Source organism: Nostoc sp. CALU 546 (genome assembly GCF_048836525.1).
This window is the reverse complement of sequence record NZ_JAWJTF010000035.1, coordinates 1-20,695: the sequence shown is the minus strand read 5'-3', so window position 1 is coordinate 20,695 and position 20,695 is coordinate 1. Positions and strand designations below refer to the sequence as shown.

The window sequence follows — 20,695 nt, the reverse complement described above, 5'->3', positions numbered from 1 at the left end:
TCTCACTCTTCTCAAGGCGTTTGATGGAGCAGAAGAGAAGTAATGAATAATGAGTAATGAGTAATGAGTAAAAACTTCTTACTTCTTACTTCTTACTCATTACTTCTCCCCTGCACAAGCGCAGGCTTTAAGAGGTGTGGTGAGAAATCCGAGTTAGGAATTAGCAGTTTTGAATCTTTAACTCCTAACTCCTAACTCCTAACTCCTAACTATTTTCCTAGCCGCCGCTGACTGGTGGAATTAGCACGACTTCATCCCCATCTTGTAGTAGGGTATCTGGTTCAACAAATATTAGATTAATCCCAAAACGGGTGATATCACGCCATTGGGAGAGTTCAGGGTGTTCAGCTATGAGGCGATCGCATACTGCTTTGACTGGCATACTATTAGGAAATTCCAGTACCAGTTCCGAAACCTTAAAGGCTTCTTGATAAGCAGCGAACAATTTGACGGTAACAGTGATTGCAGATTTAGACATACAATATATCTTTGGCAGTACCACCAAGTGGTTTAATACTTGAGAAGCACCCTGAACTCTTGAGGTTTATTATACATTAAATAACTTTGGTAATTAGTGCATAATCTGCCCTTGCGATAACAGTAGCTCTGCTTTTATGGTGGGTGTAAAAACTTTGTCTTTCATATGACTAATTCAAACCACGTTAAAGACTGGACGTAGTTTCTCTTAGACCAATGACCAATGACCAATGACAAATGACCAATGACTAATAACTCTCGCATTGCCGTTTGATTATTCAGCATTGAGGATTTTTGGCACTTTGAAAAATTCGCCTTCTTGTTCAGGCGCACTGTTGAGAATGCTTTCGCGGTCAGGATAGGGTTGCAATTCATCCTCTCGTGTGACATTGCTGACATCAATTGCCCGTGTTGTTGGCGACACATTACTGACATCAAGTTCATTCAGTTGTTCGATATAGTCCAGGATACTTCCCAACTGGGTAGTGAATTGTTCTTCTTCTTCTGGAGTCAATTCTAAACGAGCAAGATTAGCTACTCTGTGAACTTGTTCTTGGTCAATCATTTTTTTTAGTGAGGAGTGAGGAGTGGGAAGTTAGGAGTTAGGAGTTAGGAGTTAGGAATTATTAACTCCTAACTCTTCACTTTTAGAAGAATACGTCAATTTGCGATCGCCCGGTGGTTTTCAGCCAGTTTTGGGCTTCGATGTAGTTATTGGGAGCCATGCGAATCGCTCGAATCCAATAGTCTGCGGCTTGGTCAAAAAGTGCTTCGCCAGCCTCGTTATCTCCAGATTCTTTCTCCTTTTCGCCTTGGTAGTGATAAATCACGGCGATGTTATTCAAGGCTTGGGGCATACGTGGGTTTAACTCAACTGCCTGGTGATAGAGTTCTAAAGCCTTTTCGTGGTCGCCATTGCTGGCATAGATTAGCCCCATATTGTAGAAAATATAGCCGCGATCGTTAGTATCTTCCTCAAGTGTTAGGGCTTCTTCATAGTATTCCAATGCCTCCGCATATTCCCCTTCCGCTTGGGCCGACATCCCATCTCGATAATAAACAAACGCTTCTTTAGCTTTTTTGTTGGTTGGCAGGATCTTCAGGATGATATCTGCCATCACTGTAAAGGATTTGTCAACAAAATTATCGTTCTTTTGTGTTCTTGGCATATGTGTCTCTGGGTATTGGGCATGGGGTATTGGGCATGGGGCATTGGGCATGGGTTATTCTCTTTTCCCCCTTGTCTCCCTCATCTCCCCAATTCCTTAGTTCATTCAATAGCTAATTTAACTGATTTGCGGGTGCATTCTTCTCACTTAGGGGTATGATACATTCCGCGCTATTATGCCGAGAGTTGTTTACCAAGGTGCTAACTGGATAGGCAACCATTGCTGGCGCTGGATAGGGACGCAATAGCTGCTGTAGGGTTTGGGGCGTTTGCACTTGCGAATCTAGCCATAAATCGTAATCTTGTGGCTCCAAAATCACTGGCATCCGCTCGTGGATGGGTTGGAGTAATTCGTTAGCTGCCGTTGTCAAAATTGTACAAGAGATTATTTCCTCGTTGGCAGGCGATCGCCATCTCTCCCACAAACCTGCAAAGCCGAAGGGTTGCCCATCTTGAAGACGAAAATAAAACGGCTGCTTCTTACCTTCTTGGCGTTGCCACTCATAAAAGCCATCAGCTATCACTAAACATCGTCTGTGCTTAAAAGCCGAGCGAAAAGCGGGTTTTTCGGCAACAGTTTCCGCTCTCGCGTTAATCAGCTTTGCCCCCATGCCTGCATCTTTTGCCCATGACGGAATTAACCCCCAATGCAATTGCTTAAATTCACGCTTTTCGCTTTCGGGATTTTGTAACACTGTTGCCACCATTTGCGTAGGCGCAATGTTATATTCGGCTGCTAAATCTGGAACTGACTCGACATGGAAAACTTGAGATAATCCTGCTGATGACTGGTTTAGAGTAAATCTTCCACACATACTTTTATTCTCGACCATTGACTAAATTAAACATCTCAATTTAGAAATAAATACTAATTATTTTTATTTTCTCAGATAATTTTATGTAGTACGTTCAGACGCTAAATATAAAAAAAATATCCGGTTTTGGGAAAATCTTTTGGTAAGATATTGTATTTTAAACCTTCAGTTATCAACATATTCCTAACTGGATTTTAGCATGAAACTACTGCGTCTGTACGATTTTTTACCTTCTGGCAATGCTTATAAGATACGTCTTTTATTGACACAACTAGGTATGCCTTTTGAGAGGATAGAGCTTAACATCTTGAAAGGCGAGACTCGAACACCAGAATTTTTAAGTAAAAATCCCAACGGTAAAATACCTGTTCTGGAAATCGAGCCAGGGAAATATTTGGCAGAATCAAATGCCATATTAGTCTATTTAAGTGAAGGCACAGAGTTTTTACCTTATGATCGCTTTTTACGAGCGCAAGTGCTGCAATGGTTGTGTTTTGAACAATATAGCCATGAACCTTTTATTGCTAAATCAAGATTTTGGATTTCTATTTTAGGTAAAACTGAAGAATATGATGAAGCTATCAAGCAAAACCGTGAACCAGGTTATGCAGCACTTAGGCTGATGGATAAACACTTAACTTCTCACACTTTTTTTGTAGGAGAGCGTTACACGATCGCTGATATCGCCTTGTTCGCCTACACTCATGTAGCTGATGAAGGTGGGTTTGATTTGACACAATTTCCTGCTATCCAAGCTTGGATAGAAAGAGTCAAGGCTCAATCAAGGTATCTCAGTATTACACAAGCATAAAGATTAGATTTTGTGAGTTTATGTCTCTCGTTTCTTGGTTCTAGTAGAGCATTTAAGAAGTGAGATATACCTCATATTCAAGAGGCAAAAGAGGTTTCAAAAAAGGTGTTAGTAAGCAGCAGCTAAGTATCAGTATCAATTTCTATCAGCTTTTGCCGCGAGGATAAACCTGACTTAATTCTGATATGAGATTTAGGTAAATCAAATTTCTCTGCTAGTAGTTTAATTAACTCTTCATTAGCCTTACCATCAACTGGAGGAGATTTTAAATACACAGTCAGACTGCCATCAGGTTGTTCTTCAATCTTTTGCTGTTTTGAATTAGGTTTAACCTTGACTTTTTTTTGCATAACCTATTCCGTGTAATTGTCGCAGCCACAACCAACCTAAAACACAACCCAATAGATAATGAGGAAAATCCCACCAAACAAAGGTGGTGCCAAGTAGCAATTTACCTATCAAGGTGGCGCGAATCTCTTCTAATAGTGGCGGATGCCAAAGTTGCAAGAATTCTAGTATACAGGTGATGACAAAAACCCATATAGGAATTTGAATTATCGCTGCCCGACTTCTGAAAAACCAAAATGCGAATAGACACCAAAATATTTCGTAAAATACAGCTGCTCCGTAGTCATTAAACCACTGATCAGCAGGCCCATTATAATACTTAAACAAAAAGCCCATCGGTATAACGATGAGCACAGAAAGAATAATAAATATTGTTTGGTTACGGTTTTGACGCATTTTCTACAGACTAGAGACTAAGCAAAATTTTAGCCTCTACTATCTCTTTGTCAATAATTCGCAATTTGGGATATTACAGGTTAAGGATATCTTCTGCTACCTGCACCCACCACACCGATTTTGTGGCGATAGGAGAGTTCAGCACCGAACCACCCGGAAACACTGGTTAGTATACCGACAATAAGCGAGATTAGCAATCCCCAAGGTACTATTCGGGATTCAGCGTCGCCCCAACGCAGGAGAAAGTTGATGAGTGATAAAACTAAAATAGAAACGTTAAGTATCAAATGCGCCCAACCTGCGGTACGTTTACGGACTCGTTCAATTTTCAAAAAGTCGCTGAGGCCGATCGCAGATGCAAGTACGCCTCCAGCTAATCCGAGTCCGATTAACCATAATGAAGCCCTAGCCCAAAAGAAGTCACCAGTTAACCAGTAGCCGATATCACTTCCCAAGGCGGCGGCTAAAAAGGCTATGGGAAAGATCACACTCAATGGATGTAGAGGATGTCCTGCGATCGCAACTGTGCTAGGTACGCCGGTATCACGATACTCACTGTCGTTACTTTCAATAACTGGTGGAATATTTGGAAAAGGTGTTGAACTTGTTTGTGTGGTTTCTGTAGTTTCCATTATTAGTATCCTGAATTTATGAGCTTTATATTTTGAAGCTGAAAGATTTTTTCTAAAATAAGCTTCAGCTTGTAGGGTTAGTTTGTCTAGTTATACTTTTAGTTTTTCTACTGCTTTATTCAGCACTTGCTCTCTTAATCTAGAACTATTTGGCATGATTAATTTAACTCCTGCTGAAAACAACATATCTTGAAGGTAATTTAATAAAATTTCATCATATTTTTATCTATCTAGCGATGTAATATGGGTTTAAATGTTGTCTATCTAAAAGTATAATGATATTATTTGCAATAAAAAATGCTTTTATATCCAGGTTTGTGAAGACGTAAACGCATTCTTTGGCAACTAGCACTTATCTCAAAAAGTTCACCGAAATTCTAACTTTCTAGGCAATTAAATACATAGGCTCCTACTTTTATCGAACAGAATTCAGAAGTCAGGAGTCAGGAGTCAGAATGGGCAGAGGGGAAAGAACTTGTACAATAACTCTCCTCTGCTCCCCTGCAAAAGCATAAGCTTTGAGCATCGGTGAGAAATCCGAGTTTGTGACCTCTGGACTTGGAACGGTTTGTTATAAAATTGACACAAGCCCTTTCTTTATTCGGCGGAGTTATCCTGACTCCTTTGATACAATGCTCTCAGAACGCTTTACCGCAGCCCTGACTTATGCCACCCAACTGCACGCTAACCAAGTTCGTAAAGGTTCAGGTGTCCCCTACGTTGCCCACTTATTAGGTGTCGCCAGTATTGCTTTAGAATACGGAGCAAATGAAGATGAAGCGATCGCAGCCCTCTTACACGATGCGATCGAAGATCAGGGTGGCGACGCAACACGGGAAGAAATTCGCCACCGTTTTGGTGACAATGTAACAGCAATTGTAGATGGTTGTACTGACGCTGATACAACTCCAAAACCCCCTTGGCGACAGCGCAAGGAAGCTTATATTGCTCATATTCCTACTGCTTCTCCATCAGTTCTGCTCGTGTCACTAGCAGATAAATTGTATAATGCTCAATCTATTCTCAAAGATTATCGCATTTTAGGTGAATCACTTTGGGAACGTTTTCAGGGGCGCAAAGAAGGAACTCTTTGGTATTACCGGGCGCTTGTAGATGCCTTCAAAAAGACTGAAAGCACTGTAATCATTGACGAATTAGAACGGGTAGTTGCACAAATTGAGGTATTAGCATCTTCATAAAAAAGTTTATTTACCCAGAAGTAGAAAAAAAATTCATAGGAACTAGACAAATAACCTTTTTACAGACACGATATAGTCATGTCTATCACAAGAAAAAATTGGCTTTTAGGTTCTCTCTCTAGATAAAAAATCTTTCCCTCGGTAGATAGTATACTTATATTCTTCTCATTGTTATGTTGCTAATATGACTATAGTAAGACAAAACACCCTTAATACAAACGTAAATTCTTCAGTAAGTCCTCCAGAGAACTTAGCAGAAAAATATATTGAAGCAGAGCGTATGCATGATGTTCTGCTTTTACTGCAAAACTTGATTAACAGTGAAGAAGCCACTGTAAAACTAATTATGGGTTGTCTCTATGATGTTGGTTCAGTCAATCTGATCAACCAAAAGCTTCGCTCAAAGCCTCTAAACAGGGTGATGAAATTAATAGCCAGAATGTCCAAACCAGTTTTTAAAACTTTAGCTTTTAATTGGTTTAAGAAAAACTGTCCCCAACTGATTACTAGTTGGCTACATACACAAGTGTCTTTTGGAAATCTACCAAATATACCCCAACAAGTACCAATCGAAGTTACAGAACTACAACCATATTCCATTCCACAGACAGAAAATTTGAGCCAAGAGATAAAAAATCTGCGTTACCAAGTGAGATGGCTAGCTGGAATTGCAATAATTGCGATCGCTGTTTTAGGAGTCGCAGCACTTAGTTAACCTGAAACCCATAAGTAGCACCGCAATCAAGTTTAATTGATTCAGCAAGCTACTTTTGCTAACGAGCAGCTAAAATTATTTATGAAAATTACCAAAAATCCAGCATCATTTTTTCAAAAAAACTATTCATGCCTGGAGTAATAATTACAAATTACAAATTACAAATTACGAATTACGAATTACGAATTACGAATTATTATGCCTCTGCCCAAACCGATCTTAGAGGACATCGAAATACATCTGCTTTTGGAAGGGATGTATCAATACTATGGTTATGATTTTCGGGATTATGCTATTTCCTCACTTAAGCGCCGCATTCATAGCTTCATGCAATTAGAGGGGTTAGCAAATGTTTCTGCATTACAAGAGCGGTTACTTCACAACCGGGCCTATTTAGAACGATTTTTGCTTGCTCTGACGGTGAATGTAACATCAATGTTTCGTGATCCTAGCTTTTATAACACCTTCAGAAATCAAGTTATCCCCTTCTTACAAACCTATCCATTTATTCGCATTTGGCACGCTGGATGCTCCACCGGTGAAGAAGTATATTCAATGGCAATTTTACTGCAAGAAGAAGGACTTTATCACCGTTGCCGCATATATGCTACTGATACGAATGAGAAGGTATTACAAAATGCCAAAAGTGGGATTTTCTCTCTCAAATTGATGCAGGAATACACTCAGCTTTATCTAAAAGCCGGCGGCAAAAAGTCTTTTTCAGAATATTATACAGCCGCTTATGACAATGCTATTTTTCGAGCATCCCTAAGAGAAAATGTTGTTTTTGCACAGCACAATCTAGCAACTGACGGTTCTTTTAATGAGTTTAATGTCATCCTTTGTCGTAACGTTCTTATATATTTCAATCAGGTACTTCAAAAGCGGGTACATGAACTGTTTTATAATAGTCTTTGCACCTTTGGAATTTTGGGTTTAGGACGACAAGAATCCATCAGGTTTACCCCTTATGAGCAGTACTATGAGGAGATAGTCAGAGGCGAGAAAATATATAAGAAAATTGCAGGTGGCTGAAGAGAATGCTCTGAGAGGGTAAAATAAGCAGCGCCCTGAAAATTATCAGTAAAATTGCGTTTGCTGTCAAAAGACAGTCTGTCAAACATTTTTAACTAATTCGGCGGAATTCCCCTTCCTCAGCGCAGCAGGAAGGGGATGGATAGCCGGACGATGACAAAAACATCTCCGACCAATATCAACCGCCAGGTTGATTAGGGAGTGGGATGGTTAAGGAATCGTCAGTTTTTGGACTTGCCAACCTATCGATCCAGTCTTCAATAAGTTGAGTCACCGTCTTTTCCTTGTCCTGTGCATAAGCCTTGAGTTTGTCGTGTCTTCTAGAGGATATACGAACATGCAAATCTTTTTTACTCATAAATATGTTCATAATGTGTACATATTTATAGTAATATATAAATGGTTGTTGACCCACCCACACGGCTCATAACAAACGGTCACAGTAGCGGTAGTACGCTTACCAAGTCTAAGAGCGTGAGAAAGGGGGAAAAACCTTGGTCACTGGTTCGCAAGGTTACGTCCTACGGTAAAAAATAAGCCACACAGGGGTGTACGAGAAAGTAATAAAACTGTCTGCGGAAGGCGGACGGCTACGCGGGTTCTCTCCATGAAGAGACAAACGGTGCAAACCGAGAGACGCTGTGTAAGACCATCATCGGGTTTAGTCCCGAATATCCCTGCGATATACCCAACGTGGCAACGGCGAATGAGACGCGAAACGATGATGGTTGTTTTTTCTGAAGCTCCGGTTTCAGCGAAGCAAGCCGGAGTACTTCACTTGTGTTCAGAAGACAGATATAGCGATCGCTTAAGGTAAATTACACATTAACGTCTTAAAGGAGATTGTCGATGCAACTTCTCGAATGTCCTCCTGTTGCAGTCATTGCTGGAGAAAATGCCGTTCACGTTTCTCAACTACCTTCTATATGGCAAGACATTGCTAGAGGAACCCCAAGTATCGGACTTTCCCATCCCCAAGACTATGTTGAGATGGCACAGTTGTTCTTATACAAATTAGAACATGGCGATGTTGACTTATTTAGCGATCGCCCCCAACTGGCTCACTTGATACCGTCATTTTCCCAGCTATTTGCACAACTGGCATGGGAAACTCTTGACTTTTTTGGACAAGACTTTCTCAAACACAGCTATCCGAACTTTGCAGAAATTCTCCATAATGTGGAGTCAAAGGGGACAGATTATGCTGATGAAGTAAAAGTGGCTCGCATTGGCATAGATTTGTTCAACGAGTTTGGTTATGAATTACCAGCAAGTTTCTACCATGTGCATCTAGCACCAATTTACCGCGATCATGTTTTTGAAGAACGTGCCTTACGATTTGATAAACGCGATATCGAACACAAACGTTCTTGGGATGCCATACTCCATGCAGGTAAGGTATTTGCTATCCAAATGAAAGTACAAAGTATTGCTTCTAAATATGGTTTTACTTATCAACATGGCTGCGGTTGCAACTCTCATCTATCTTCTATTGATGTATCTCGTGGGGCGTTTGAATATGAGTTGAGTCCCGAAAAACGTCAGCGATGGATTCGCAGTTTCATCTGGACTGCTTGGTATGAGTATGCCTTTTTTGCGATCGTACCCAATACAAGTTATTTGGTTTAATACCAATTTTTTATGAAGCTGCATATAATTCGATCCCCACTAGCCCCCCTTAATAACTACGGTGTATACACAAGTCTGAAATAGCTGATTAATCAAGGTTTTACCCCACCCTAATCCTCTTTCAAGGGTAGGTATTTAATAAAGGCGTATTTTTGCAGGTAAAATACTATCTAGCTTTTATCAGCAGAATTACTACGGGTGCAGGAGGGTGAATGCAAGTAGGAAAAAGCGAGGAATTAAGAGAATGGACTAGAAAAGTAATTGAAAAAATGCCAAATCTCACAAAACCTCAAGCTGTTGTACTGGCAATGTGGACTTTTGGGATAGTAATGACCCAATCAAGTGGACTGACAACGGTTTCAGTATTTTTAGCAGAACTACTGGGTAAAAAGGAGAATACTATACGTCAGCAACTGCGGGAATGGTATCGAGACGCAGAAGATAAAACAAAAACTGGTCGAACTTCATTGGATGTGACATCTTGTTTTAGTCCACTACTATCTTGGATTCTAAGTCTTTGGCCTAAAGGTGAAAAACGTCTAGCATTGGCAGCAGATGCTTCAACTTTAAGCGATCGCTTTACTGTATTAGCAATTAGCATTGTTTACCGTGGCTGTGGAATTCCAATTGCCTGGAAAATAGTTGAAGCTACCATTCCTGGAAGTTGGAAACCTCACTGGGAAGAATTATTTCGCCATATAGACAAAACTGTACCACCAGATTGGTTTGTAATTGTCACCACAGATAGAGGGCTTTATGCTGAGTGGTTGTATCAACAAATCTTGAACTGTGGTTGGCATCCTTTTATGCGGATTAACCTTCAGGGGCAGTTTCAAATTAAAGGTACTGTTTCTTGGCTACCTCTAAATACTCTTGTTCGAGAAGTTGGTCAGTCATTTGAGTCATTGGTAACTTGTTTCAAAAGTAACCCGATTGAATGTACATTGTTAGCCCGTCATGACGAGGGCTATGCCGAACCTTGGTTAATTCTCACCGATTTACAACCCGAAGTTGCGGATGCTTGTTGGTATTCGATGCGCTCTTGGATTGAATGTCTATTTAAAGACGGTAAAAGAGGTGGTTTTGCTTGGCATCAAACTAAAATGACAGATACCAAACGAGCCGAGAGACATTGGTTAGCGATCGCAATCGCTACTTTATGGCAGGTTAGTGTTGGAGGTGCTATTGATGCCAATTTGCCTATTAGTAGTTTAGACGAATTACCACAAACCCACGTTGCACGACGCAATTTGAAAAATAGTGTCTTCCATCGTTGTCTCTCATGTTTCCGTCGTGGATTTTTAGTGATTAAGGCTGCCGTTCTTAATCGTCTTCCCCTACCTCAAGGTAGCTTTTTCCCTGAACCTTGGCCTTCCTTGACTCCACAACTCCATGTCTCTCAAATCACCCTCTCTACTGCCTGATTTTTAAATACCTACCCTTGAAAGACTAAGGGGGGTAATTCAACTTGTGTGTACACCGTAGTTATTAAGGGGGGGAACCGGAAGAACATATATCATATCAAAGTCCCCCTTTTTAAGGGGGATTTAGAGGGATCAAGATATATGCAACTTCACATTAAATTGGTTTAACAAGAAAGAATTCAGGGGTCAGGAGTCAGAATTGAATTATGTGCAAGGGTAGCGAGTCCGCGTACCCTTACAGCTAACAAAGTAAGCTAGCTACACCCAATGTCTCGTAGAGAACATCTTGATTCTTACCGGAGCTAACGGAAACGTCTCCGGCTCCACTCCTAAATTCTGAATTCTGTTAGCGGATAGCTAAGGTTTAGCCCATTCTGACTCCTGAATTCTTCTTCAAGAAATTGGTTCAAAAACCATTTGAGGAATTAACACTTCATCTTGTAATTCTCCAACACCCAAAAAGCGAGTCTCTTCTTCATAAACTCGCACCATCCCAGTAATATCAGAATTTAGAGAAACTCGCTGACCTTGACACCATTTTTGAGCAGATGTTGCTGGTAAAGTCACAGACAACAAATGTTGTAACGCTGCATCAGGGGCAAGAGGTTGAAATGCCCCGGCTTGCAGCTTAGTTTCTAAGTCGCTCAAAGTGAGACTATCTGCTAAATCGAAACCACTGCTTTGGGTGCGGATTAAAGCTGCAAGAGTGCCACCGGTTTTTAAGATTGCACCTAAGTCACGAGCGATCGCTCTAATATATGTACCAGATCCACATGCGATCGCAACATCCAATTCGGGAAAATCTCCTTCTCTCCAGTCCAAAATTTCTATGCGAAAAATTTCCACTGTCCGCACTGGAACTTCCACTATTTCACCTTTACGTGCTAAATCGTAGAGGCGTTTACCATCTACTTGAATTGCACTGTAACTCGGTGGTATTTGCTCAATCTTGCCTTCAAATTGTGCCAGTACAGTTTTCACCTCTGCCAAACTCAATCCAGCACAAGGTTGAGAATTGATGATTTCACCTTCTAAATCATCGGTTGTAGTCCGCACACCCAGGCGAATCGTAGCCTTGTAAGCTTTGTTTTCTGGGAGATATTGCAATAGTCTTGTGGCTTTACCAAGTGCGATCGGTAAAACCCCTGTAGCGGCTGGATCTAAGGTTCCCGCATGTCCTACACGTTTGAGGCGCAATAATTTTCGCACCCGCGCTACGCAGTCGTGGGAAGTCCAGTCAGATGGTTTGTTTAAGTTGAGAAAACCTTGAAATAACACAAAATCAATACTTACAGCTTCTAAACTCTATTAAATACTTATTTAATGCTCAAAGCATTAATATTTGGTAATCAAGGCTTAATTAAGCATTAATTTATACACATTAACTAGGCTAAATACATTCTCTAAGCACTTTACCGAATAATTCACAAAAAGCGCAGATAACGCCGAGCATATACAGTAAATACCACGATGTCGCTTATAAGTGACAATACATATTATTGTAATCAATAAAGAAATTTTATAGAAAAATTAATAAAATGAAAAAAACAATCTTCACTACTACATTAATTCTTTGTTCTATGTTGATTGCAAGTTGTAGCGATGGCAATACTGCTTCTCAACAAAATCAAGTTAATCAAGCAAAGACTGCAACAAGTACTCCAGTTAATTCTGAATCTATTTCTGCAAATAAAGAAAAGATAGATAATATCGAAGCTAGCAAAAAAACTAGTAATTCAACATCAAATGAAAAAACACCTATTAAAAACAATAAAACTAATGAAGTTCCTAACGATAAACCGACATTGGGTACTATCAAAGAGATGCAAAATGGAGACTTAAAATGTTACGTTACTGTTATCGACGAAAATGATAAATTACATGAAGGTGTCGGTGCAACATTTGATGTTTGCGAACCAGAGAAATACGTCAATAAAAAAGTACGAATGTATTATCAGATAGAAAACGTCAGTGATTGCCAAAGTTCTGAACCTTGTGGGAAAACAATCAAAGAATGGCTAATTAGCAAGATAGAAATTCGAGATTAAGAATCACAAGATTTATTTTTAAACGCACCGCAGCACTCCCTACCCTCAATCTACTCATAGGGTAGGGGTTGGAGCAGATGACAACGATTGCACCTTTGACTAATATCGACCTATTCTCGCTACAAGAACAGAGGTCAACCCCTTCTCCTGCAAAGACGCTGCGTGAACTGGGAATTCAAGATCAGGTTCGCAGACTCAGCTAAAACTGGTTAAGATTTCAACTTTGCCCTTGATAAAATAAGTTGATATCTGTAAATACGACCGGGAATCAATGAAAACTGGCATTCAAAAAACAGCAGAAATCCTAGAGCAAGTTCACCAATTAGAATCTACACTGGGTCTAAAGAATGAAGCCTGTCGTTCCAAATTTTTGATTCACCCTGACTTTAGATCAAAAGTTTTTTTATTTTTGCATGGTTTTACAGCAGGCCCTTACCAGTTCGAGCCGCTCGGTAAAGCCTTATTTAACACCGGATATAATGTTTTAATTCCTTTACTACCCGGTCATGGACGCTCCGGTGACTGGAGGCATCAAAACCCTCCACCTCTGCCAACAGATATTAAGATTTATCAAGAATTTGTAATTAAATGGTTAGAGATTGCAAAAACGTTAGGTCAAGAAGTTGTGATTGGTGGATTATCGACTGGTGGAACTTTAGCTGCTTGGTTAGCTTTAGAGCATCCTCAAGAGATTGACCGCACCTTATTGTTCACGCCTTATTTAGGTAGCCGCTACTCACTATTCGATTTACTTATAAAAATCTTGCCAATTTACTTTGAATGGTTTAACAAAGATGCACCTGGTAATTTTGGTTATAAAGGTTTTCGTCTTAAGGCATTACGGATATTTCTTGAATTGGGATATCAGGTTTTAGAAAAGGCTCAAGGCTGTGTTTCTGCCCCTATCTTAATGGTATGTAGTGAAGCAGATCATGCTGTTAATCGCTCGAAACAGCAAGATTTTTTCCGAAGAGTACTTAAGCAGCAACCAAAATCTTGGTATTACTGTTTCGATGATTCACTTCAAATTGAACACCGAATGATGACGAAACTGGAAGACAATGATTATGAGGAACTGATAATTACCCTTGCGAAAGCATTTGTTGAGAGTGATTTGACTTGGCTAGAGTTTGAGCAAATGGCAACGCGGATCACGCAGGGACATGCCTATGACCAAATCATGCGAGAACTCAACTTTGATAGGCAAGTTTCTCAACAGCTATCTGCAATGATGACTCAAGCTTTTGGCTGTGAGGATCTCAAATGCATCAATCCAGATTCCTAGTGAGCATCCCAATTTTGCAAAAAAACGAAGAGACTCAAAAAATATGTTTAGTCCAGTATGGACATTAGTCGCTTTCGAGCGATCGCTATAAATTTCTGCCGCAGATATGTATAAAAATAACTATCATTTCGTCAGTGTTTAGATGCGTTTGCCCTGATTGGGAATGCCTTTGGTAAGTTGACTGTAACTTTAGTTCCTTGCCCCACTTCACTGGACAGGGTAATATTACCACCATGTAACTCAACACAACCTTTAGCGATCGCTAGCCCTAAGCCTGTACCAGGAATTGTGTCAACATTACTTCCACGACTGAAGGATTGAAACAAATTTTCTTGATCTGCTATCGGGATACCAATTCCCTGATCTTTGATGTAAAAGATTACTTCTGATTCTTTACTGATGAGGTGGAATTCCACAGTACCTCCATCTGGAGAGTACTTAATTGCATTGGATATTAAGTTAATAAAAATTTGCTGTAAAAGTCCGCGATCGCCCCAAAATTCCTGGTTTTTCCCAGTAATTTTAAAAATCAATTCGTGGCGATCGCCTGCTGTTTCTCGTTCTTGTTCTATGAGGTCGGAGAAAAAATGTAGTAAATCAAGTGGGATTGGTTTAAACTTGGGTTTTTCCAGTTCAAATTGGTTAACCAGAAGCATATTATCCACAAGTTTGGACATATACCTTGCTTTCTGTTCAATGATTCCCAAAAACCTCTGTTGTTTAGACTCATCTAGTTGCTGACTATGTTTTACCAAAGTTGATGCAGCAGCCAGAATTGAAGTTAGCGGCGTGCGATACTCATGGGAAACCGTTGCAATGATTTGGGATTTAAATACATTGAGTTGCTTTTCTTTAGCAAGGGCTGCTTGAGTTTGGGCTAACAATTCCGCCTGTTGAATAGCGATCGCTAGTTGCACTGATACTTCATTGAGCATTTGGGCATCATCAGTTTGCCAGTGTCGTTCCCCAGAATTATGGTGAGCAATCAATAAACCCCAAAGCTTGGGCGTTGGGTTCCCATTATTACTCAGATTAATCGGAACTACCAGATTTGCCTTAGTATTAAATTGCTCTTTTAGGCTGACACAATTACACAAGCCAAGCTCATAAATATAAGGGATTGGGGATTGGGAATTAAAAGGCAGAGGGGCAGAGGGGCAAAGGGGCAGAGGGGAAAGACCTACTGCAACTTCCCCCCTGCTCCTCTGCTCCTCTGCTCCTCTGCTCCCCTGCTCCCCAGTCCCCGCCCCAATGCGATCGCACAATTCGACAGTGCGGTATGATTCAACTGATGAGGCAACTATTTTACCGTCCGCATCTGGGGCGAACTGATAGACCATCACGCGATCGCACTTCAGAAGTTGCTGTACCTCGGCTACAGCCGTATTCAAAATTTGCTCTAAGTTAAGAGACTGGCGAATTCGTAAAGCAGTCGTGGCAATTAGGCGCTGTCTATCTTGAGTTTTCTGGAGTTGGGCTTGCAAGCACGATTGCTTAATGGCATTGCGGACTGCTAGTTGCAGCACATCCTGTGTCAAATGTTGCTTGACTAAATAATCCAAAGCACCCCGTTTCATTACTTGCACAGCAACCTCTTCATCGCCACGCCCTGTCAACATAATTACGGGGACAGAAGTCTCAAATATCTCCTGCTGCATCTGATCGAAGAGTTCTAACCCACTCATATCAGGTAGGCAAAAATCCAGCAGAATGACATCGCAGCGGACTTTTCGGCACAAAGCAAGTCCATCTTCGGCACAATCTGCCTCCAAAATCTGGTAGGACTGGTGCGGATCTTTCAAAAGATACCGACGATAGATTTTTCGATCTGCGGCACAATCATCGATGATGAGTAGCGTCCGTATGTCCAACATAAGGTTATGAGGATCAGGGAGTCATATAGATCCCTTTTATCCAGATTGTGTTTTTATTGCATAATTCTAAAAATAATATAAAATAAGTATAAATAAAATCTAAATTCTTTAGTAATTCTAAAGCAATACAAGCAGTCGAGCATCGGTAAAAAACAGGAAAATGGGGAAAACACATATATCAGAGACAAGCAGACACAGTGACTCAAAGAGGAAAATGTCGCTGTGTCCTCTGAGCCGTCTCCTTAGTTATCCCATTGTCCCTACTGCCTCATCAGCAGAAAATAAACAAATTAATCCAAGACGGGTGGCGTATTGGCTTCAAGCCAGTAATCCACAAATGCCTGGATCGTCTTTTTTAATTCCTGAGCATCCATCGGCTTTACCAGATATCCATTTGCGCCCTTTTGGTAGCACAATTCAATATCCTTGGGGTTAGATGATGTGGTAAAAACAACGATGGGAATTCCCTTGAAACTCTTGTCTTGCTTGAGCCGATCTAAAATCTCACGGCCATCAATACCTGGCAGATTGAGATCGAGCAAGATCACAGAGGGTCGTAATGCTACTTTAGAGTTGGGTAAGTTTTCGCCCTTAGCGTAGGCATCTTTCCCCTGTTGATAGAGGAACTCTAAAACCTCATCTCCATTAGTACAACGGTGTATGGGGTTTTGGACAGCCATGCGCCGCATGAGGCGTTGCAGCATCCGAAAATCTTCATTGCTGTCCTCAACAACGAGCAGCGGTTCATGAAGTTTTTTTGTCATTCGTGGTCTTAAAAGAGCTTAACAAAAATACATATTTAGTCATTATCTTAAACTATTCCAGCGTAAAATAGAACATTGAGCCAACGCCTATGGTAGATTCAACCCAAATTTTACCGTTGTGAAGCTCAACAATCTTCTTAACAATAGCTAGTCCAGCACCCGCTCCTCCACCGTATTTTTCCTGGGAATGAAGCCGCTTAAATAATCTAAAAATGGTTTCTAGGTGATGCTGTGGAATTCCAATACCGTTATCGCGGATATAAAAGATTGGGGATTGGGGATTGGGGATTGGGGATTGGGGATTGGGGATTGGGTTAAGAAAACTCTTCCCTAGTCGCCAGTCCCTAGTCGCCAGTCCCTCATCTAAGTAGCCAATCTCAACCCATTGCTCCGCTTTATCGTTGTATTTGAAGGCATTACTAAGCAAATTACTGAAGACTTCATTAACGAGAACTCGGTCACACTGAACTGTTGGCAAAGGCCGAGGAATACGAATATCCATCAGCCCAGAGTCTTGGCGACTAGCACGAAAGACTTCAATTACTTGGGTGAGTAATTCGTTGAGGTCAGTTGCTTGCTCTCGCAGGTGCGCTTGTCCTAACTGTGAAAGTCGCAGCAAAGCATTAATGAGAGTTTCCATGCGTACAGACAATGAGACTACTGTTTGCAAGCACTCAATTCCTTCATCATCTAATAGTTGACCATAATCTTCTAGCAGTACTGTCGAGAAGTTATAAATTCCCCGCAAAGGTTCCTTGAGATCATGGGAAGCGGCGTAGGCAAAGGATGCTAGTTCTTGATTGCTGCGCTCTAACTCCAGGTTGATTTTAGCTAACTCATCTGCCTTTGAGAGTACAATACCAACGATCGCATTATTGAGAGCGATCGCACTATCAAGTTCACAAGCTTTCCAAGGTAGAGAAGTTAATCTAACCGTTTCTTGCCATTGTTCAAAGGATTTTCGTGGAGATAAAGTATGGCTACCATCTGCCTTGGTTTGAATAGATTCCTGTGGATTTCCAGCCCAATGTACCGTTTGGAGAACTTCAGGACGAAACCAAAGGATGTAATAGCGGCGAATTTTAGAAATCCGCAGTAGCAGCAAACCACTAGCAGTATCTTTAAATCTCAGCGCTTCTGGGTAAAGCTTGGGTAGAGAATCAGTGGAAAACAGGTTGTCACTAACTTGGGTATCCGCCCATTCAATGAGCGCTCGAACTTCATCAATATTCGGTGTTGTTCCCACAAGGGTAATTTCATTATCCAGACAAACTGCCGCTCCAGAGGCACTAACAAGATCGAGCAAGCGGATTTCAGGTTTAATTAGAGCATCGATAAAATTGTCTGCTTGGGAAATAGATTCAAGGAACTCGGACTGTAGCGATTTGAGTTTTACCTTATAGTCCCATTCTGAGTGACTAATTTTGTGCGCTAATTCTGAAGAGACGATTTGTCCCAAAAATTCGCACATCTTGCGGACTTCGTAAGAAATATACTTTGGTGTTTGATGGTGACAGGATATTAATCCCCAAAGCTTCTGCTCTTGAATGAGCGAAATCACCAAAAGAGCCTTCACTCCCATATTTTGATGATATTCTGCACAACACCAATCAAAACTCCGCAGCAGACAGTAGCTTAAGTCAAGATGCTGATGTGTTGTCGGGTTTTCCGTTGGAACTAGTTTGACAGGTTCGGCAGTCAAATCGGGGAGAAATCGGAGAAAGCAGCGCGTGTATAACTCCCTAGCCTGAGCCGGAATGTCTGTAGCCGGATAGTGGAGTCCTAAATAAGGTGATAAATCTTCCCGTTTGACTTCTGCAACAACAGAACCCGCTCCCGACTGGTCAAATTGATAGACCATCACCCGATCAAAACCAATGATTTTTTGGACTTCTTCAGCTACCAAATGCAAAAATTCTATCAGATTGGATGTGCTTTGCATTTTTGCGATCGCAACACCTGCCAAAGTATGGAAGCTTAAGAAACTCAACTCCGATTTTGAGTCAGTCGGTTCTAGCTCCAAAATCACAGCCTGTTCTGTACGATGAGCAATCGCGTCAAAGTATCGTTCACCATGTAAGGTATTTATTAATACTTTAAAAGCGTTTGCACTGCCAATTTTTTTCACCAAGCACTGCTTAACAGTTTCCACTTGCAAAGAGTTAAGTAAATCGCTCAAAGGTTGACCAAGTAAATCTTCTGGCTCCTTGCCTAAATATGCTTGGGTATTGTTGCTAACTTGCAGTATCTCTAGCTGAGTACTGAGTGCTAGTAGAACTCCATGAGGTTGAATAGAGCCAGGTATATGAATAGGTTTGCGATCGTGGTTAGTCAGGGCTGTTGCTTGGGCTGTAGTATATTCAGGCTGGCTCATAACTGAACTTATGTAAAGCTGACTTTTACAATAGCGCAATTAAATGTCACATTTCTTTAAAGTATATGCCGATAAGTTATGAATGCGATCGCATCTCAACTGTACTTATTACGGTTATCGAACAGAATTCAGGAGTCAGGAGTCAAAATACAGGAAAGGTATTCTGTATGACTGGCGGATAGCACAGCGTTAGCGAGTTTGCGTTCGCTTTTAGCGTCTCGTAGAGAGCGTCTGAATAACCGGCGTTTTTGCACCCTCACCAAATCTACGATTTGGTGGTCAACAAGAAAGTCGCGGGTCTGAATCCCCGACTGATTTATTCTGAGTCCTGAATTCTGACTCCTGAATTCTGAGTCCTGAATTCTGAATTCTTCTTCAATACCTTAAACAGCAAGAAATCTTTGTCAATTGTTCAGTACTCATTGAGATAACAATGACAATCTGGCTTATCAATCAGTGATTCCACCAAAGCATTTAGGGCAGTTGCAGCTAAAGCGCCACCTCCCAAAGTTCCTTCAACTGTAATATAAGGTATCCCTTGTTGCATCAGTTGTCGCTTGGCTGCGGGAGCATGGCTAAAGCCAATGGGCATTCCTATTACTAGTGCAGGCTGAATTTTCTGGTTAGCGATTGCTTCACAAATTTCTACAAGTACTGAGGGAGCATAACCAACTACCAGCACACAACCCGGACTTACTTGCTGCAAGTTTTCTCGCCATTGTCGATGTTGCCAAAAAGCGAGTTCTGCTTCTGTGGCGGTGGTAATATGAGGGTTATCAATCAAGGTTTCAATGCGGCATCCCAAATGAACTAATCGGGTTTGATCTAAAGCAGCAGCAACCGTTTGGGTATCGACAACAATTTGACAACTTGAAGATAGAGCTGCTCGACTAGCTGCGATCGCGCCTCGACTCAATTTGACAAAGGACACCAAACTCACATCGCCACAAGCCAAAACCAACTGAGAAATTAGGTGTTGTTCAATTTCTGAACGGTGAGACAAATCAGGTAGTAAACGTTGTAGCGATTCAGTAAAAGCTTCTGAATGGTTATGAATTTCGGCATCCAAGCCACTCCACAGATTTTCCAATCCCCCCAATCCGGCTTGGGTTTCGACATCCAGTAACTTGAGTTGCGCCAAAACTTCCGCCTGGATAATTTGACAATGGCGATCGCGCCCCAATAATCCTTCTAATGCTGATGCAGTTTGCCGCAGTTGAGAAATTTGTTGCATCACCGCCCGATATTGTTGCTGGAGTTGTCCCATGAGGTTAACAGTTGTATCCGCCTCTGGTTCCACCTCCAAAATATTGCGGATGTGGTTTAGCTGAAACCCTTGCTGCTTCAATGCTACAATCCGTTGCAACCGGAGGATATCTTTTTTAGTATAGAGACGGTAATTGCTAGGCGATCGCACTGGTTGCGGTAGCAGTCCCAATTGATGATAATGGCGTACCATCCGCGGAGTTAAACCGCCTCCTACTGCATCAGTGAGTTCTTTAATGGTTAAGCAATCAGCATTCATGATTTACAAAAAAGCAGGAGTTAGGAGGCAGGAGGCAGCAGGTTAGGAGTATAAATTAAAACTAAAGTTGCTGGGTTTAGAGCCAGGTTTCAAGAAAGAATTATGTTAGATGAACTTGAGCAAGCTTTGGCTAAATATCCCGACCCTTACAAACAGACTATAGGAATCCGCTTTGA

At 41.2% G+C, this 20,695-nt stretch carries 22 protein-coding genes; 10 read left to right on the top strand and 12 right to left on the bottom strand.

The features are described from left to right. Positions 1-217 precede the first annotated feature (217 nt). The 4 genes from RRG12_RS18590 to RRG12_RS18575 all read right to left on the bottom strand — a co-directional run bounded on the left by RRG12_RS18590 (position 218) and on the right by RRG12_RS18575 (position 2,460). On the bottom strand, positions 218-478 hold the full coding sequence (locus tag RRG12_RS18590) for a MoaD/ThiS family protein (RefSeq protein WP_012412483.1): 261 nt from the start codon (positions 476-478) through the stop codon (positions 218-220). 273 nt (positions 479-751) lie between these two features. After that, positions 752-1,042 carry an Asp-tRNA(Asn)/Glu-tRNA(Gln) amidotransferase subunit GatC gene (gene gatC / locus RRG12_RS18585; protein WP_069070812.1) on the bottom strand — a complete coding sequence of 97 codons (291 nt, stop codon included), beginning with the start codon at positions 1,040-1,042 and terminating at the stop codon, positions 752-754. An 82-nt stretch (positions 1,043-1,124) separates the two neighbouring features. Continuing rightward, a complete protein-coding gene (locus RRG12_RS18580) occupies positions 1,125-1,646 on the bottom strand; it encodes a photosystem I assembly protein Ycf3 (RefSeq protein WP_069070822.1) in 522 nt (173 codons plus the stop codon). Positions 1,647-1,758: 112 nt separating this feature from the next. Beyond that, positions 1,759-2,460, bottom strand: coding sequence for an SOS response-associated peptidase (locus RRG12_RS18575; protein WP_420760330.1), 702 nt, complete (start codon positions 2,458-2,460; stop codon positions 1,759-1,761). Between the two features lie 199 nt (positions 2,461-2,659). Between RRG12_RS18575 and RRG12_RS18570 the strand changes: the two genes are divergently transcribed. Continuing rightward, entirely contained in the window at positions 2,660-3,271 is a 612-nt protein-coding gene (locus RRG12_RS18570) for a glutathione S-transferase family protein (protein WP_420760292.1), read from the top strand. A 122-nt stretch (positions 3,272-3,393) separates the two neighbouring features. Here RRG12_RS18570 and RRG12_RS18565 read toward each other — a convergent pair whose 3' ends face one another. The 3 genes from RRG12_RS18565 to RRG12_RS18555 form a co-directional block, all read right to left on the bottom strand. Further along, positions 3,394-3,621: a DUF167 domain-containing protein gene (locus tag RRG12_RS18565; protein ID WP_420760291.1), complete on the bottom strand. Its 228-nt coding sequence runs from the start codon at positions 3,619-3,621 to the stop codon at positions 3,394-3,396. After that, complete coding sequence (locus tag RRG12_RS18560) at positions 3,599-4,015, bottom strand: DUF2809 domain-containing protein (protein WP_420760290.1); 417 nt, start codon at positions 4,013-4,015, stop codon at positions 3,599-3,601. Before RRG12_RS18560 ends, RRG12_RS18565 begins: the two co-directional genes overlap by 23 nt. An 80-nt stretch (positions 4,016-4,095) precedes the next feature. Beyond that, positions 4,096-4,647, bottom strand: coding sequence for a DUF2231 domain-containing protein (locus RRG12_RS18555; RefSeq protein ID WP_420760289.1), 552 nt, complete (start codon positions 4,645-4,647; stop codon positions 4,096-4,098). A gap of 632 nt (positions 4,648-5,279) precedes the next feature. On the opposite strand from RRG12_RS18555, the gene RRG12_RS18550 reads away from it, so the two are divergent. The 6 genes from RRG12_RS18550 (at position 5,280) to RRG12_RS18525 (ending at position 10,649) form a co-directional block, all read left to right on the top strand. Continuing rightward, positions 5,280-5,846, top strand: coding sequence for an HD domain-containing protein (locus RRG12_RS18550; protein WP_069070818.1), 567 nt, complete (start codon positions 5,280-5,282; stop codon positions 5,844-5,846). A 184-nt stretch (positions 5,847-6,030) separates the two neighbouring features. Next, complete coding sequence (locus tag RRG12_RS18545) at positions 6,031-6,561, top strand: hypothetical protein (RefSeq protein ID WP_069070819.1); 531 nt, start codon at positions 6,031-6,033, stop codon at positions 6,559-6,561. A 198-nt stretch (positions 6,562-6,759) separates the two neighbouring features. After that, positions 6,760-7,596, top strand: coding sequence for a CheR family methyltransferase (locus RRG12_RS18540; RefSeq protein ID WP_069070820.1), 837 nt, complete (start codon positions 6,760-6,762; stop codon positions 7,594-7,596). Between the two features lie 607 nt (positions 7,597-8,203). Continuing rightward, positions 8,204-8,413: a hypothetical protein gene (locus RRG12_RS18535; RefSeq protein WP_420760288.1), complete on the top strand. Its 210-nt coding sequence runs from the start codon at positions 8,204-8,206 to the stop codon at positions 8,411-8,413. A gap of 32 nt (positions 8,414-8,445) precedes the next feature. Next, on the top strand, positions 8,446-9,225 hold the full coding sequence (locus RRG12_RS18530) for a hypothetical protein (RefSeq protein WP_420760287.1): 780 nt from the start codon (positions 8,446-8,448) through the stop codon (positions 9,223-9,225). Positions 9,226-9,437: 212 nt separating this feature from the next. Further along, entirely contained in the window at positions 9,438-10,649 is a 1,212-nt protein-coding gene (locus RRG12_RS18525) for an endonuclease (protein WP_420758009.1), read from the top strand. 393 nt (positions 10,650-11,042) lie between these two features. On the opposite strand, the gene truB is transcribed toward RRG12_RS18525, so the two are convergent. Beyond that, positions 11,043-11,927, bottom strand: coding sequence for a tRNA pseudouridine(55) synthase TruB (gene truB / locus RRG12_RS18520; RefSeq protein ID WP_420760286.1), 885 nt, complete (start codon positions 11,925-11,927; stop codon positions 11,043-11,045). Between the two features lie 260 nt (positions 11,928-12,187). Here truB and RRG12_RS18515 point away from each other — a divergent pair, with 260 nt between their 5' ends. The 3 genes from RRG12_RS18515 to RRG12_RS18505 all read left to right on the top strand — a co-directional run bounded on the left by RRG12_RS18515 (position 12,188) and on the right by RRG12_RS18505 (position 13,982). Then, positions 12,188-12,697, top strand: a complete 510-nt coding sequence (locus RRG12_RS18515; protein WP_420760285.1) for a hypothetical protein — start codon at positions 12,188-12,190, stop codon at positions 12,695-12,697. A gap of 77 nt (positions 12,698-12,774) precedes the next feature. After that, positions 12,775-12,900 carry a hypothetical protein gene (locus RRG12_RS18510; RefSeq protein WP_420760284.1) on the top strand — a complete coding sequence of 42 codons (126 nt, stop codon included), beginning with the start codon at positions 12,775-12,777 and terminating at the stop codon, positions 12,898-12,900. A gap of 68 nt (positions 12,901-12,968) precedes the next feature. Next, complete coding sequence (locus RRG12_RS18505; protein WP_420760283.1) at positions 12,969-13,982, top strand: alpha/beta hydrolase; 1,014 nt, start codon at positions 12,969-12,971, stop codon at positions 13,980-13,982. 131 nt (positions 13,983-14,113) lie between these two features. On the opposite strand, the gene RRG12_RS18500 is transcribed toward RRG12_RS18505, so the two are convergent. The 4 genes from RRG12_RS18500 to RRG12_RS18485 all read right to left on the bottom strand — a co-directional run bounded on the left by RRG12_RS18500 (position 14,114) and on the right by RRG12_RS18485 (position 20,519). Next, positions 14,114-15,856, bottom strand: a complete 1,743-nt coding sequence (locus RRG12_RS18500; protein WP_420760282.1) for an ATP-binding protein — start codon at positions 15,854-15,856, stop codon at positions 14,114-14,116. Positions 15,857-16,146: 290 nt separating this feature from the next. After that, positions 16,147-16,620 (bottom strand): response regulator, encoded by a 474-nt coding sequence (locus RRG12_RS18495; RefSeq protein WP_069073249.1) that lies wholly within the window; start codon positions 16,618-16,620, stop codon positions 16,147-16,149. A 52-nt stretch (positions 16,621-16,672) separates the two neighbouring features. Then, complete coding sequence (locus RRG12_RS18490) at positions 16,673-18,994, bottom strand: ATP-binding protein (RefSeq protein ID WP_420760281.1); 2,322 nt, start codon at positions 18,992-18,994, stop codon at positions 16,673-16,675. A gap of 412 nt (positions 18,995-19,406) precedes the next feature. Further along, positions 19,407-20,519, bottom strand: coding sequence for a precorrin-8X methylmutase (locus RRG12_RS18485; protein ID WP_420760280.1), 1,113 nt, complete (start codon positions 20,517-20,519; stop codon positions 19,407-19,409). Between the last annotated feature and the right edge of the window lie 176 nt (positions 20,520-20,695).

What these genes read in the sequence shown, in the direction of transcription:
- RRG12_RS18535 (WP_420760288.1), top strand. Translation starts at nt 8,204, where the DNA reads ATGAAGAGACAAACGGTGCAAACCGAGAGACGCTGTGTAAGACCATCA.
- RRG12_RS18540 (WP_069070820.1), top strand. Translation starts at nt 6,760, where the DNA reads ATGCCTCTGCCCAAACCGATCTTAGAGGACATCGAAATACATCTGCTT.
- RRG12_RS18490 (WP_420760281.1), bottom strand. Translation starts at nt 18,994, where the DNA reads ATGAGCCAGCCTGAATATACTACAGCCCAAGCAACAGCCCTGACTAAC.
- RRG12_RS18580 (WP_069070822.1), bottom strand. Translation starts at nt 1,646, where the DNA reads ATGCCAAGAACACAAAAGAACGATAATTTTGTTGACAAATCCTTTACA.
- RRG12_RS18565 (WP_420760291.1), bottom strand. Translation starts at nt 3,621, where the DNA reads ATGCAAAAAAAAGTCAAGGTTAAACCTAATTCAAAACAGCAAAAGATT.
- RRG12_RS18545 (WP_069070819.1), top strand. Translation starts at nt 6,031, where the DNA reads ATGACTATAGTAAGACAAAACACCCTTAATACAAACGTAAATTCTTCA.
- RRG12_RS18525 (WP_420758009.1), top strand. Translation starts at nt 9,438, where the DNA reads ATGCAAGTAGGAAAAAGCGAGGAATTAAGAGAATGGACTAGAAAAGTA.
- RRG12_RS18530 (WP_420760287.1), top strand. Translation starts at nt 8,446, where the DNA reads ATGCAACTTCTCGAATGTCCTCCTGTTGCAGTCATTGCTGGAGAAAAT.
- RRG12_RS18510 (WP_420760284.1), top strand. Translation starts at nt 12,775, where the DNA reads ATGACAACGATTGCACCTTTGACTAATATCGACCTATTCTCGCTACAA.
- RRG12_RS18500 (WP_420760282.1), bottom strand. Translation starts at nt 15,856, where the DNA reads ATGTTGGACATACGGACGCTACTCATCATCGATGATTGTGCCGCAGAT.
- RRG12_RS18555 (WP_420760289.1), bottom strand. Translation starts at nt 4,647, where the DNA reads ATGGAAACTACAGAAACCACACAAACAAGTTCAACACCTTTTCCAAAT.
- RRG12_RS18550 (WP_069070818.1), top strand. Translation starts at nt 5,280, where the DNA reads ATGCTCTCAGAACGCTTTACCGCAGCCCTGACTTATGCCACCCAACTG.
- RRG12_RS18575 (WP_420760330.1), bottom strand. Translation starts at nt 2,460, where the DNA reads ATGTGTGGAAGATTTACTCTAAACCAGTCATCAGCAGGATTATCTCAA.
- RRG12_RS18495 (WP_069073249.1), bottom strand. Translation starts at nt 16,620, where the DNA reads ATGACAAAAAAACTTCATGAACCGCTGCTCGTTGTTGAGGACAGCAAT.
- RRG12_RS18570 (WP_420760292.1), top strand. Translation starts at nt 2,660, where the DNA reads ATGAAACTACTGCGTCTGTACGATTTTTTACCTTCTGGCAATGCTTAT.
- RRG12_RS18485 (WP_420760280.1), bottom strand. Translation starts at nt 20,519, where the DNA reads ATGAATGCTGATTGCTTAACCATTAAAGAACTCACTGATGCAGTAGGA.
- RRG12_RS18505 (WP_420760283.1), top strand. Translation starts at nt 12,969, where the DNA reads ATGAAAACTGGCATTCAAAAAACAGCAGAAATCCTAGAGCAAGTTCAC.
- RRG12_RS18560 (WP_420760290.1), bottom strand. Translation starts at nt 4,015, where the DNA reads ATGCGTCAAAACCGTAACCAAACAATATTTATTATTCTTTCTGTGCTC.
- RRG12_RS18515 (WP_420760285.1), top strand. Translation starts at nt 12,188, where the DNA reads ATGAAAAAAACAATCTTCACTACTACATTAATTCTTTGTTCTATGTTG.
- gatC (WP_069070812.1), bottom strand. Translation starts at nt 1,042, where the DNA reads ATGATTGACCAAGAACAAGTTCACAGAGTAGCTAATCTTGCTCGTTTA.
- RRG12_RS18590 (WP_012412483.1), bottom strand. Translation starts at nt 478, where the DNA reads ATGTCTAAATCTGCAATCACTGTTACCGTCAAATTGTTCGCTGCTTAT.